Genomic DNA, 11771 nt, shown 5'->3' with positions numbered 1-11771 from the left:
GGCAGGCGCCCGCCAGCGTGTTGGTGATGCTCTCGTTGAAGCGAGCCTGCACGATGCCGATGCGCAGCCCGGTGCCGTCCAGGCCCTGCGCCGTTCCTTTTTCTGCGTCAAACATGAAGCGGTTCCTGCCCTGTGTCTGGTTGGGGGTTCATTCCTGGGGGATGTAGCCGGTGATCTCCAGCCCGTAGCCGACCATGCTCGGCATGCGGCGCGGGCGGCCCATCAGCTGCATGCGCGCCACGCCGCACTCGCGCAGGATCTGCGCGCCCACGCCGTAGGTGCGCAGGTCCATGCGGCCGCGCTCGGGTGCCTGCGCGGCGCGCGCGCTGCCGTCGAACTGCGCAAGCAGCTGCTCGGCGCTCTCGTTGCAGTTGAGCAGCACCGCCACGCCGCTGCCGTGCGCCTCGATGTGGCGCAACGCGGCGTCCAGGCCCCAGGAGTGCATGGAGCGCCCGGTCTCGAGCACGTCCAGGATGGACAGCGGCTCGTGCACGCGCACCGGCACGCTGTCGCCCTCGGCCCAGCTGCCCTTGACCAGCGCCAGGTGCATGGCCTGGCTGGGCGTGTCGCGAAAGGCGTGGGCGGTGAATTCGCCGAAGGGCGTGCGCAGCGTGCGCGTGCCGACCTTGGTGACCAGCGATTCGGTGCGGCTGCGGTATTCGATCAGGTCGGCGATGGTGCCGATCTTCAGGCCGTGCTCGGCGGCAAAGCGCTGCAGGTCCGGCAGGCGCGCCATGGTGCCGTCGTCCTTCATGACCTCGCAGATCACGGCCGCGGGGCTGCAGCCGGCCATGGCCGCCAGGTCGCAGCCGGCCTCGGTGTGGCCGGCGCGCATCAGCACGCCGCCATCGACGGCCTGCAGCGGGAAGATGTGGCCCGGCTGCACCAGGTCGGCGGCCACGGCGTTCGGGGCGACGGCGGCCTGCACGGTGCGCGCGCGGTCGGCGGCGGAGATGCCGGTGGTCACGCCCTCGGCGGCCTCGATGGAGACGGTGAAGGCGGTGCCCATCTTGGTGCCGTTGCGCGCCACCATGGGCGGCAGCTGCAGGCGTTCGCAGCGTTCGCGCGTGAGCGTCAGGCAGATCAGGCCGCGGCCGAAGCGCGCCATGAAGTTGATCGCCTCGGGCGTGACGTGGTCGGCGGCCAGCACCAGGTCGCCTTCGTTCTCGCGGTCCTCCTCATCGACCAGGATGACCATGCGACCGGCGGCAAGCTCGGCGACGATGTCCTGCACCGGCGAGATCGGTGCGGCGGGGGCGGGGGTGTTCATGCGGTGGCTCGGCTGGACCTGCGGCACGGGCGGCCGGCGCTCCGGCAGGCAGGCTGCATGCACAAGGAGCAGGACCGGACCGCGGCGGCGCCGCAGGGCGGGTGGGAAAAGGGACTCGGGCCCGCCCAGGGGCCCGAAACCGGGATTTTATGCCGCCCGTCAAACCGCGGGTGCAGCCAGGGTGAGGTTGCTCTCCGGCCGCGCCACGCAGGGCAGCACCCAGCCTTCGGCCTGCTCCTCGGCCGACAGGCCCGGCCATTGGGCCTCGTAGCGCACGCGGCCCTCCACCAGCAGACCCATGCAGGTGCGGCAGGTGCCGTTGCGGCAGGACGAGGGCCAGTCGATGCCGCCCTGCTCCAGCGAGTGCAGCAGGGGTTGGTCGGGCCAAGCATCGCATTGGAGGCCGTCGTCGCCCACGCGGGCAGTGAAAAAGGGAGCGGTTTCAGCGGGAGTGGTCATGGAAACGGATCGAGAGAGAGGCAGCTGGCGGTCCGGAGCATTGCCTGTTTTTTGGGCAATTCATGCGAAGGCCCGGCAGATCAGGCACTTGCGCCGGCCATCCCGGACTTGTCCTGAGTTATCCCCACGATTGTCCAGTGCAGCGCGGGATAACCCGGCATGTTTCTGCCCAAAAAATGGGCAAGTGAAAGAATGTTCAGTCATATCAAGGACTTGCGTTGTCCAGACAGCACTTGTCCTGGGTTGTCCACATGCTTGTCCTGCCGATTCAGGGATAACCCGTGATTGTCGCCCGTGCTCTTGCGTGGGGGCCGGGCGCCGGCGACCATGCTTCGCATGAACCCGACACCGACCGACTTCTCGCAAGGGGCTGCGTACGTGCGCGGCCAGTACGTGCCCATCGACCAGGCGGCCGTGCCGATCACGGACTGGGGTTTCCTGCGCTCGGATGCGGCCTACGACGTGGTGACGGTCTGGGACGGAGTGCCGATCGGTGGTGGCCAGGTGGGACCCATCACGCGCCGCCTGGTCGAGACTTACTGGGCCTGGCACCGGGACGGGCGCTACAGCACGCCGGTACGCTACGCGGACTGAGCCGGCGCGCCTGCCGTCGCCGTCGCCCGCCATGGGGCGGCCGGCCGGACGGTGTGCCCCGGCCATGGAGGCTTCTCTTTTTTCTCCCTTTCTTCCTTCAGTTTTTCAGGAGTGACGCATGACCCTCGACTTCGCAGGCCGCGTGGCCATCGTGACCGGTGCCGGTGGCGGCCTGGGCCGCCAGCATGCCTTGGCGCTGGCAGCGCGCGGCGCGCGTGTGCTGGTGAACGACCTGGGCGGCGCCGTGGACGGCAGCGGATCGACCGCGTCGGCCGCGCAGGCGGTGGTGGACGAGATCCGTGCCGCCGGCGGCGAGGCGCTGGCGAACAACGCCTCGGTGAGCGATTTCGACGCGGTGCTCGCCATGGTGCAGCAGGCCATCGACGCCTGGGGGCGCGTGGACATCCTGGTCAACAACGCCGGCATCCTGCGCGACAAGTCCTTTGCCAAGATGGACATGGCTGACTTCCGCCTGGTCGTGGACGTGCACCTGATGGGCGCCGCCTACTGCTGCCGCGCCGTGTGGCCGCACATGCAGGCGCAGAACTACGGCCGCATCGTCATGACCACCTCGTCCACGGGTCTGTACGGTAACTTCGGCCAGGCCAACTACGGCGCGGCCAAGCTGGCGCAGGTCGGGCTGATGCAGACGCTCGCCATCGAGGGCGCCAAGTACGGGATCCACGTCAACGCCCTGGCGCCGACGGCCGCCACGCGCATGACCGAGGGCCTGATGCCCGAGGAAGTGCTGGCGGCCCTGAAGCCCGAGGCCGTGGTGCCGGCCATGCTGGTGCTGGCGCACGAGAGTGCGCCCACGCGCACCATCCTGTGCGCAGGTGCCGGCAGCTTCGAGGCGGCGCACATCACGCTCACCCAGGGCGTGTACCTGGGAACCGGTCCGGACGTGCCCGAGCGCCTCGCGGCCCAGCTCGCCCAAGTGACCGACCGCAGCGGCGACATGGTGCCCCAGAGCGGCGCCGCGCAGGGCAAGCACGAGGTGGAGCGCGCCATGGCCGCCCATCGAGGCAGTTGAGCGGGTCTTGCGCACATCGCGGGCAGGGCAGGGGCCAAGCGTGCTAAGTTCGCGCCCACCGAAAAAGACAAGCAAGCATTCATGAGCACCCTGCACCAGCGCCTGGCGGCCCTGACGGACGACCGCCTCGCCGGCATGCGCCGAGGCATCGAAAAGGAGGGCCTGCGCGTGCTGCCCACGGGCCAGCTCGCGCTCACGCCCCACCCGGTGGCCCTGGGCTCGACGCTCACCCACCCGAGCATCACCACCGACTACAGCGAATCCCAGCTGGAGCTGATCACCGCCGCCCACCCCACGGTCGAGCAGTGCCTGGACGAGCTGACGGAGCTGCACCAGTTCGTGCACCGCGTGCTGCAGCAGCAACAACCCCATGGTGAGCTGCTGTGGGCCTCCAGCATGCCGGGCCTGCTGCCACCCGACGAGACCATTCCCCTCGGCCGCTACGGCAGCTCGAACATCGGGCGGGCCAAGAGCATCTACCGCATGGGGCTGGGGCACCGCTATGGCCGGCGCATGCAGACCATCTCGGGCATCCACTACAACTGGTCGCTGCCGGGCGTCGGCAGCGACGAGTACTTCGCGCTGATCCGCAATTTCCGGCGCCAGGCCTTCGTGCTGCTGTACCTGTTCGGCGCTTCGCCGGCGCTGTGCCCGTGCTTCGTGCAGGGGCGCGAGCACCGGCTGGAGCCCCTGGGCGAGGGGGGCCGGGCGCTCTACCTGCCGCACGCGACCTCGCTGCGCATGGGGCGGCTGGGCTACCAGAGCGAGGCGCAGGCCAGCCTGCGCGTGAGCTACAACGGCCTGGAGGGCTACGCCCGCTCGCTCCACGACGCGCTCACGCGGCCCTACCCGCCCTACGAAGCCATCGGCCTGCGCAACCTCGGGGGCGACTACAACCAGCTGGGCACCAGCCTGCTGCAGATCGAAAACGAGTTCTACGGCACCATCCGGCCCAAGCGCACGGTGCGCCCGGGCGAGCGGCCGCTGCACGCGCTGCGCGATCGCGGCGTGGAGTACGTCGAGGTGCGCCTGATGGACCTCGATCCCTTCGTGCCGGTGGGCATCACGGCGTCCACCATGCGCCTGCTGGACGTGTTCCTGCTGCACTGCCTGCTCACCGACAGCCCGCCCGACACGCCCGAGGAAATCGCCGAGCTCAAGACCAACCAGCACCTGACGGCCGAGCGCGGGCGCGAGCCGGGGCTGGCGCTGCTGCGCGCAGGGCGGGAGGTGTTGCTGGTGGACTGGGCGGCGCAGATCCTGGCAGAGTGCGAGCCCATCGCCGCGGCCCTGGACCGCGCCGAGGGCGCGGGGCACCATGGACAGGCCCTGCAGGCGGCGCGCGCCGCCCTGGCCCAGCCGGAGCTGACGCCCTCGGCGCATGTGCTGGCGGAGCTGCGCCAGCAGTTCGACCATGACTTCACGGCTTTCGCCCGCGCGCATTCGCTGTCGGCACGCGAAGTCCTGCTCGCCAAGCCGTGGACCGAGGCGCAGCAGCAGCGCTACATCCAGCTGGCCGCGCAGTCGCTGGCCGAGCAACGGCGCATCGAGGCGGAGGACAGCCTGCCGTTCGAGGAATGGCGCGAGCGCTACATGGCGGTCGGCGAGTTGCTGTAGCCGGCGCCTCCTGCGTTGCGTTCTGGCGCCGGCTTCCAAGGAGGATTCCATGGTTCGACCCCCTTTTCCCCTGACGGCGGCCGATGTGGTGGACGACGCCCCGGTGATCCCGGTCATCGTCCTGGAGGAGGTCGCGCGGGCCGTGCCCATGGCGCGGGCGCTGGTGGCGGGCGGCATCCGCATGCTGGAAGTGACGCTGCGCACGCCCGCCGCCCTGGAGTGCATCCGGGCGATTGCCCGGGAAGTGCCCGAGGCCGTCGTGGGCGCCGGCACGGCGCGCCGTTCGGCCGATGTGCAGGCCGCAGCACGGGCGGGTGCGCGCTTCATCGTCAGCCCGGGCTACCACCCCGAGCTGGGCCGCGCCTGCCGCGGTGAAGGCCTGGCCTTGCTGCCCGGCGTGGCCACGGCCAGCGAGATCATGGCGGCAGGCGAGGACGGCTTCGAGGTCCTGAAATTCTTTCCGGCGAGTGCGGCCGGTGGCGCGGCCCTGCTGCAGGCATGGAGCGGACCCTTCGGGGATGTGCGCTTCTGCCCGACCGGGGGCATCCATCCGGGCAACGCCGGGCAGTACCTGGCCCTGCCGAACGTCGCCTGCGTCGGCGGCTCGTGGCTCACGCCGGCGCGGGCGCTGGCGCAAGGCGACTGGCCGGCCATCGAGGCGCTGGCCCGCGAAGCGGCGGCCCTGCGGCCGCAGCCGCGCTGAGGCGGGGCCTTCCCTCCACTCAGGGCAAGGGCCCGATCCGCCACAGCCAGGACTGCCGACCGCGCAGCGCGCTCCACAACAGGTTGGCGCCGAAGGGCAGCAGCACCAGCGCGAGCAGCGCGCGCCGGTACAGGGCAGTCTCCGCGAAGAAGAGCGCGAACGCCGCGGTGCCGACGACCACAAGACCGAGCAGGGCCGACAGCAAGCGGCCCAGACCGCTGGCCGCGGCCTCATCGGCGCGGGGCGGTGGGGGAGGCTTTCCCGTCATCGGCAGCGTCCTCTTCTTCCGGGTCGACCCCGGCCGTGGTCAGCGGCGCGGGCCGCAGCAGCCGCACCACGAGCTTGTTCGCGCGGCCCACGTCGCCGCGCGCCTCGCCGCTGGCCATGTCCACCGCCCAGGCCTGCTGCACGGACAGGGACCCGGCGCCGCTGCCGCCGCGCACGACGGTGCCGTAGTCGTAGGGATTGACGGCGGTGGCGTTCACGCTGGCGGTGCCGCTCCAGTGCCACTCCCGGGGCGCCGCAGGCAGCCATGGCGCGCCGTCGGGCGCTGGTCCGCCGTCCAGCAGGCGCTGCAGCCGCCGCGCCTCCGGCACCCGGGGCAGGCGCCAGCGCACGCCAGTGGCGCGCCAGCGCTCGCGCACCAGCGCCTGGGCCTGGCCGTAGCTGAACAGGACGGGGGTGCCGACACAGTCGCGGCCATCCCAGCGCATGCCCTCGATGCAGCGCGCCCAGGCGAGCCGTGCACGCGTGTCGATCACCAGGGCGCCGTCGTCCGACAGCACGAACCCCGAGGCGGGTTGCGCCGCGGGATCGACCGTCGGTCCGGGCTGCGCCCCGGCGGTGCCCAGAGACGCCGCGAGGGCCAGCAAGGCGCCCCGAGCCGGCCCTCGTGCCAGTGCCATGCGCGCGGCCGCGGCCGGGGTGCCGGCGCGTATTCGAAGGCGGAACAGGGGCATGGCGGCACCTCCGGCAGCGACCTACGGGACTGCGGTGGCCATCCGCGCAGCCACTTCTTCGGCCAGGCTGCGGACGCTCAGCGGCGCGCAGCCCTCGGCATGGTTGCTGATGGTCACGAAAGCATTGTGCCCATGACCGCAGACTCCCGCCAGGGTGCGTGCAAGCAGCGCGTGCTCCGCGGGCGCCGGGTCGTGGATGCGGTCGTAGGGCGCATAGGCGTGTTCGGCCTCGTCGTAGCCGCGCGGGCCGTGCAGCGGGTTCAGGTTCCAGCGGCACACCAGCGGCCCGGGCCAGAGCCTGCGCAGCAGCGGCAGCTGCTCCTGCAGGGGCGGCATGCGCGCGTGCATGCCCAGGCAGTAGGTGGCGCCGGTGCTGCGCAGCACGTCCGCGAAGTGCGCCAGGTGCTCGGGCGCGAGCCATGCCGTATCGCGCACCTCCACCGCCAGCACGCCGTCGGGCGCGGCGTCCTGCAGCGGCGGCTGCGCGGCGAGCAGGGTGCGCAGGCGCTCGAGCACCTCCGGCAGGCGCTCGAGCAGCCCCCAGGGCAAGGGGCTGAGCTGGAAAACCAATGCGCCGGTGCGCGCGCCCAACCCCTCGAGCGCCGGCGCGACGAAGTGGTTGGTGGCCAGCATCGGGTCGAGGAAAGCGGGGTTGGGTTCGCGCCCGCGACCGCCTTCGCCGCGCACCAGCGCATCGGTCACCAACGCGGGCGCCTTGACGACGAAGCGGAAGTCCGGCGGGACCTGCGCCGCGTAGCGCGCGAACTCGCTCGCGCTCAAGGGCCGGTAGAAGCCCCGGTCGATGCCGACGGTGCGCAGCAGCGGATGCTGCCCATAGGCTTCCAGCCCGCGGCGGGAGAGCTGCTGTGCAGAGTAGCTGCCGTCCCAGACCAGGCCCTCCCAGCCGGGATAGCTCCAGGTGGACGTGCCCATGCGCAGCGTGGGCGGCAGGCGTTGCGCCAGCGCGTACAGCTCTGGCGGCCAGGAGGCCGGTCGCACGCCGTTTCCGGCTGCGGTGGCGGGTGCCTTGCGCTCGGAGGCGCCTTCGGGGAGGGTGCCTCCGTTGCCCTCGGTGCTGCGGCTGTCGCCGAAGAGATCGTCCTGGGTCGCCATGGGGGTTCGCGCCGGGTTCTATGGAAGTTGCCGCCAGCTTAAGGCCTGATTCCCGGTGGCCGAACGGTCCGTCCGCGTCGGGCAGCGCCAGGCGGGCAGCCGGCGCGAGGGGCATGGCGCTGGGGCGTATGGCAAACTCGCGCTCCTTTTTCCGGCCTTCCCCTTTTCTTCGTCGTTTCCAGGCAGATGCAGCAGATCGTTCGGCAATTGGCCGCAGAAATCAAGATCACCGAGGTGCAGGTGCGCGCCGCCGTGGAGTTGCTCGATGGCGGCGCCACGGTGCCCTTCATCGCACGCTACCGCAAGGAGGCGACCGGCGGCCTGGACGACGTGCAGCTGCGCGAGCTGGAGGCGCGGCTGTCCTACCTGCGCGAGCTGGAAGACCGCCGCCAGGCGGTCCTCAAGGCCATCGACGAGCAGGGCAAGCTGACCGACGCGCTGCGCGCGCGCATTGCCGCCGTGCCGACCAAGCAGGAGCTCGAGGACCTCTACCTGCCCTTCAAGCAAAAGCGCCGCACCAAGGGCCAGATCGCGCGCGAATTCGGCCTCGAGCCGCTCGCCGACCGGCTGTTCGCCGACCCCACCCTGGACCCGCACGAGCAAGCGCAGGCCTTCTGCCAGCCCGCCACCACGCTGGACGATGGCAAGCCGGGCCCGGACTTCTCCACCACCGCGGCGGTGCTCGACGGCGTGCGCGACCTTCTGTCGGAGCGCTGGGCCGAGGATGCGCAGCTGGTGCAGTCGCTGCGCGAGTGGCTGTGGAGCGAGGGCCTGCTGGTCTCGCGGCTGGTGCAGGGCAAGAACCCCGACGATCCGGAAGTTGCCAAGTTCCGTGACTACCACGACTACGAGGAGCCGATCGCACGCGTGCCGTCGCACCGGGCGCTGGCGGTGTTTCGCGGCCGGGCGCTGGAGATTTTGGAGGCGCGGCTGGTGCCACCGGGCGAGCCCCAGCCGGGCCAGCCCACGCTGGCCGAGGGCCGCATCGCGCTGCACCTGGGCTGGAGCCACCAGGGGCGCCGCAGCGATGATTTGATCCGCAAGTGCGTCGCCTGGACCTGGCGCGTCAAGCTCAGCCTGTCGACCGAGCGCGACCTGTTCTCGCGCCTGCGCGAGGACGCCGAGAAGGTGGCCATCAAGGTCTTTGCCAACAACCTGCGCGATCTGCTGCTGGCGGCGCCCGCGGGGCCGCGCGTCGTGATGGGGCTCGATCCGGGGATCCGCACCGGCGTGAAGGTGGCGGTGGTCGATGCCACCGGCCGGCTGGTGGACACGGCCACCGTCTTCCCGCACGAGCCGCGCCGCGACTGGGACGGCAGCCTGCACACGCTCGCGCGCCTGGTGCACAAGCACGGCGTGCAGTTGATCGCCATCGGCAACGGCACCGCCAGCCGCGAGACCGACAAGCTCGCGGCCGAGCTGATCGCGCTGTGCCAGAAGGCGGCCACCCCTGCCGACGCGCCGGCGCCTGCGCCCATCCAGAAGATCGTGGTGAGCGAGGCCGGCGCCTCGGTCTACAGCGCAAGCGAGTACGCCAGCCAAGAAATGCCCGACGTGGACGTGAGCCTGCGCGGCGCCGCCAGCATCGCGCGGCGCCTGCAGGACCCGCTGGCCGAGCTGGTCAAGATCGAGCCCAAGAGCATCGGGGTCGGGCAGTACCAGCACGACGTGAACCAGGGCGAGCTGGCGCGCACGCTGGATGCCGTGGTCGAGGACTGCGTGAACGCCGTGGGCGTGGACCTGAACACCGCCAGCGTGCCGCTGCTGTCGCGCGTCTCGGGCCTGTCGGCGGGCGTGGCGCGCTCGGTGGTGCGCTGGCGCGAGGCCCATGGCGCCTTTCGCAGCCGTCGCCAGCTGCTGGAAGTCAGCGGGCTGGGCCCGCGCACCTTCGAGCAGGCAGCGGGCTTCCTGCGCATCCGGGACGGCGACAACCCGCTGGACATGACCGGCGTGCACCCGGAGACCTATCCGGTGGTCGAGCAGATCCTGCGGCGCGCCGAGCGCCCGGTGCAGGAGCTGATGGGCCGCGCCGAGCTGCTGCGCGCCCTGAAGCCCGAGGACTTCGCGACCGAGCGTTTCGGCGCCATCACGGTGCGCGACATCCTGGCCGAGCTGGAAAAGCCCGGGCGCGACCCGCGGCCGGACTTCAAGGTCGCGCGCTTCAACGACGGCGTGGAGGACATCGCGGACCTCAAGGAGGGGATGGTGCTGGAGGGCACGGTCAGCAACGTCGCGCAGTTCGGCGCCTTCATCGACCTGGGCGTGCACCAGGACGGGCTGGTGCACGTCAGCCAGCTCAGCCACAAGTTCGTGCAGGACGCGCGCGAGGTGGTCAAGGCCGGCGACATCGTGCGCGTGCGCGTGCTGGAAGTGGATGCGGCCAGGAAGCGCATCAGCCTGAGCATGAAGCTGGATGCGCCGCCCGCGCGCCGCGACGGCCCGCGCGACAACCGCTTCGAGGGCGCAGGCCGCGGCAGCTACGCCGCGCCGCGCCGCGCGGGCAACTCCGGCCGCAGCGACGTGGGGCCACCGTCGGCGATGGCATCGGCCTTCGCGCGGCTGCAGCAGGCCCGGCAAAAGTAAGCGGGGGTAACAAGGCCCGGGGATAATGGCTTCCCCGACCTTTCCCATCCCACGCACCGTCCCACTCCATGGACCCCTCCAGCCTGCTCGCGCTCCCTCTGGCGCTGCCCAGCCAGCCGCGCGTGGTGGCCCTGCTGATGAGCGAGCTGGCACCGGCGGAGCCCAACCTGCGCCGGGTCAACCAGCTGTTCTCGGGCGACCCCATGCTCGCCGGCCGCCTGCTCGAGGAGGCGAACTCGCCGGCGCATGGGGCCGAGCGGTGCATCGGCGGCGTGGCATCGGCGCTGGCGCTGCTGGGGGTGGCGCAGCTGCGCTCGCTGGTCGGCTCGGCCCGGCTGGGCACGGCCTCGCGCTCGGTGCCGGGGATCGACCTGCGCCAGTTCTGGCGCTACAGCCTCTACAGCGCCAAGCTCTCGCGCTCGCTGGCCGGGCTGCTGCGCCACGACCAGCAGCTGGCCTATACCGTGGGTCTGTTGCACGGGCTCGGGGAGCTGGTGCTGCACCTGGCGGATCCGCCGCGCATCCAGTCCATCAACACGCTGATGGGCCCCTTGGACGTGCGCCGGGCGCGGCTGGAGCAGCATCTGCTGGGCTTCAGCTACGCGGAGCTCAGCGCCGGCCTGGCGCAGCGCTGGCAGCTGCCGGAGGCGGCGGTGGACGCCCTGCGCCACCACGTCACGCCGCTGGAAAACCCCAGCTACGAGCCGCTGGCCGCCGTGCTGCACCTGGCGGCCTGGCGCGCGCGCGGCCGGGTCACGCAGCGCAGCGAGCGCGAGCTGGCAGGCTCCTTCCCGGGCGAGGTGGCGGTGGTGCTGGGGCTGGACATCGACATGGTGCTGCAGCAGGACCCGATCGACTGGCACGTCGGGCCGGACGACGCAGACAGCCGTTGACTTAGAATTGCCGGGTTGTGCGCGCGGGCAAGCCCCTTGTCCGCCCGCCCATGGGTTCCCTCGCCCCCATCCATCAAAAAGGACCTCCCATGCTTGCCTCTTCTGCAGCGCCCGGCGCGCCGCTGCACGCCGCGCGCGTGCTCCCTGGGCTGGTGGCGCTGCACATTGCCATCGTCATCGCCAGCAACTACCTGGTGCAGATCCCGGTCGACCTGCTGGGTTTTCACAGCACCTGGGGCGCCTTCAGCTTCCCTTTCATCTTCCTGGCCACCGACCTCACGGTGCGGCTGATCGGCAAGCACGCCGCGCGGCGCGTCATCGGGCGGGCGATGCTGCCGGCGCTGGTGGCGTCGTACGTCGTGGGGGTGCTGTTCCACGAGGGGCGCTTCGGCGGCTTCGCGGCGCTGGCGCTGTTCAACAGCTTCGTGTTTCGCATTGCGCTGGCGAGCTTTGCGGCCTACGTGCTCGGGCAGCTGCTCGACATCCAGGTCTTCGACCGCATCCGCCGCCGCGGGCATGCGTGGTGGGTGGCGCCGGCGGCGGCTTC

12 protein-coding genes and 1 pseudogene are annotated in these 11771 nt (G+C 71.4%); 7 read left to right on the top strand and 6 right to left on the bottom strand.

Annotated elements, in window-relative coordinates:
- The 3 genes and pseudogenes from A612_RS17785 to A612_RS02545 all read right to left on the bottom strand — a co-directional run.
- Window positions 1-115: pseudogene (locus A612_RS17785) on the bottom strand (6,7-dimethyl-8-ribityllumazine synthase); the annotation flags it as partial.
- A gap of 33 nt (window positions 116-148) precedes the next feature.
- A complete protein-coding gene (gene ribBA, locus A612_RS02550) occupies window positions 149-1270 on the bottom strand; it encodes a bifunctional 3,4-dihydroxy-2-butanone-4-phosphate synthase/GTP cyclohydrolase II (RefSeq protein ID WP_040435724.1) in 1122 nt (373 codons plus the stop codon).
- 159 nt (window positions 1271-1429) lie between these two features.
- The gene (locus tag A612_RS02545; protein WP_040435720.1) at window positions 1430-1729 is read right to left on the bottom strand and encodes a 2Fe-2S iron-sulfur cluster-binding protein; all 300 of its coding nucleotides are present in this window, start codon (window positions 1727-1729) and stop codon (window positions 1430-1432) included.
- A gap of 336 nt (window positions 1730-2065) precedes the next feature.
- Here A612_RS02545 and A612_RS17780 point away from each other — a divergent pair, with 336 nt between their 5' ends.
- From A612_RS17780 to eda, 4 genes are all read left to right on the top strand, one after another.
- Window positions 2066-2323 carry a hypothetical protein gene (locus tag A612_RS17780; RefSeq protein WP_019373036.1) on the top strand — a complete coding sequence of 86 codons (258 nt, stop codon included), beginning with the start codon at window positions 2066-2068 and terminating at the stop codon, window positions 2321-2323.
- A gap of 118 nt (window positions 2324-2441) precedes the next feature.
- Window positions 2442-3356 (top strand): SDR family NAD(P)-dependent oxidoreductase, encoded by a 915-nt coding sequence (locus A612_RS02535; protein WP_019373035.1) that lies wholly within the window; start codon window positions 2442-2444, stop codon window positions 3354-3356.
- A gap of 81 nt (window positions 3357-3437) precedes the next feature.
- Window positions 3438-4973, top strand: a complete 1536-nt coding sequence (gene gshA / locus A612_RS02530) for a glutamate--cysteine ligase (protein ID WP_019373034.1) — start codon at window positions 3438-3440, stop codon at window positions 4971-4973.
- Window positions 4974-5022: 49 nt separating this feature from the next.
- Entirely contained in the window at window positions 5023-5676 is a 654-nt protein-coding gene (eda, locus tag A612_RS02525) for a bifunctional 4-hydroxy-2-oxoglutarate aldolase/2-dehydro-3-deoxy-phosphogluconate aldolase (RefSeq protein ID WP_019373033.1), read from the top strand.
- 19 nt (window positions 5677-5695) lie between these two features.
- On the opposite strand, the gene A612_RS02520 is transcribed toward eda, so the two are convergent.
- The 3 genes from A612_RS02520 to A612_RS02510 are packed head-to-tail and all read right to left on the bottom strand — an operon-like array spanning window position 5696 to window position 7748.
- Entirely contained in the window at window positions 5696-5944 is a 249-nt protein-coding gene (locus A612_RS02520; RefSeq protein WP_146210359.1) for a hypothetical protein, read from the bottom strand.
- Window positions 5907-6635 carry an Lcl C-terminal domain-containing protein gene (locus tag A612_RS02515; RefSeq protein ID WP_193787588.1) on the bottom strand — a complete coding sequence of 243 codons (729 nt, stop codon included), beginning with the start codon at window positions 6633-6635 and terminating at the stop codon, window positions 5907-5909. Before A612_RS02515 ends, A612_RS02520 begins: the two co-directional genes overlap by 38 nt.
- 21 nt (window positions 6636-6656) lie before the next feature.
- Window positions 6657-7748, bottom strand: a complete 1092-nt coding sequence (locus A612_RS02510) for a DUF72 domain-containing protein (RefSeq protein ID WP_019373030.1) — start codon at window positions 7746-7748, stop codon at window positions 6657-6659.
- A 186-nt stretch (window positions 7749-7934) separates the two neighbouring features.
- Here A612_RS02510 and A612_RS02505 point away from each other — a divergent pair, with 186 nt between their 5' ends.
- From A612_RS02505 to A612_RS02495, 3 genes are all read left to right on the top strand, one after another.
- Window positions 7935-10331, top strand: a complete 2397-nt coding sequence (locus A612_RS02505; RefSeq protein WP_019373029.1) for a Tex family protein — start codon at window positions 7935-7937, stop codon at window positions 10329-10331.
- 68 nt (window positions 10332-10399) lie between these two features.
- Window positions 10400-11224, top strand: coding sequence for an HDOD domain-containing protein (locus A612_RS02500; protein ID WP_019373028.1), 825 nt, complete (start codon window positions 10400-10402; stop codon window positions 11222-11224).
- Window positions 11225-11313: 89 nt separating this feature from the next.
- A partial coding sequence (locus A612_RS02495; protein ID WP_019373027.1) for a queuosine precursor transporter occupies window positions 11314-11771 on the top strand: 458 nt, incomplete at its 3' end.

The organism is Melaminivora alkalimesophila, from assembly GCF_000282995.1.
In the GTDB taxonomy this organism is placed as follows: domain Bacteria; phylum Pseudomonadota; class Gammaproteobacteria; order Burkholderiales; family Burkholderiaceae_C; genus Melaminivora; species Melaminivora alkalimesophila.
This window is presented reverse-complemented; position numbering and strand designations above follow the sequence as displayed.

Coding starts and splice junctions, on each gene's coding strand:
- A612_RS02535 (WP_019373035.1), top strand. CDS start 2,442: ATGACCCTCGACTTCGCAGGCCGCGTGGCCATCGTGACCGGTGCCGGT.
- A612_RS02505 (WP_019373029.1), top strand. CDS start 7,935: ATGCAGCAGATCGTTCGGCAATTGGCCGCAGAAATCAAGATCACCGAG.
- A612_RS02545 (WP_040435720.1), bottom strand. CDS start 1,729: ATGACCACTCCCGCTGAAACCGCTCCCTTTTTCACTGCCCGCGTGGGC.
- A612_RS02510 (WP_019373030.1), bottom strand. CDS start 7,748: ATGGCGACCCAGGACGATCTCTTCGGCGACAGCCGCAGCACCGAGGGC.
- A612_RS02520 (WP_146210359.1), bottom strand. CDS start 5,944: ATGACGGGAAAGCCTCCCCCACCGCCCCGCGCCGATGAGGCCGCGGCC.
- A612_RS02515 (WP_193787588.1), bottom strand. CDS start 6,635: ATGCCCCTGTTCCGCCTTCGAATACGCGCCGGCACCCCGGCCGCGGCC.
- eda (WP_019373033.1), top strand. CDS start 5,023: ATGGTTCGACCCCCTTTTCCCCTGACGGCGGCCGATGTGGTGGACGAC.
- gshA (WP_019373034.1), top strand. CDS start 3,438: ATGAGCACCCTGCACCAGCGCCTGGCGGCCCTGACGGACGACCGCCTC.
- A612_RS02500 (WP_019373028.1), top strand. CDS start 10,400: ATGGACCCCTCCAGCCTGCTCGCGCTCCCTCTGGCGCTGCCCAGCCAG.
- A612_RS17780 (WP_019373036.1), top strand. CDS start 2,066: ATGAACCCGACACCGACCGACTTCTCGCAAGGGGCTGCGTACGTGCGC.
- ribBA (WP_040435724.1), bottom strand. CDS start 1,270: ATGAACACCCCCGCCCCCGCCGCACCGATCTCGCCGGTGCAGGACATC.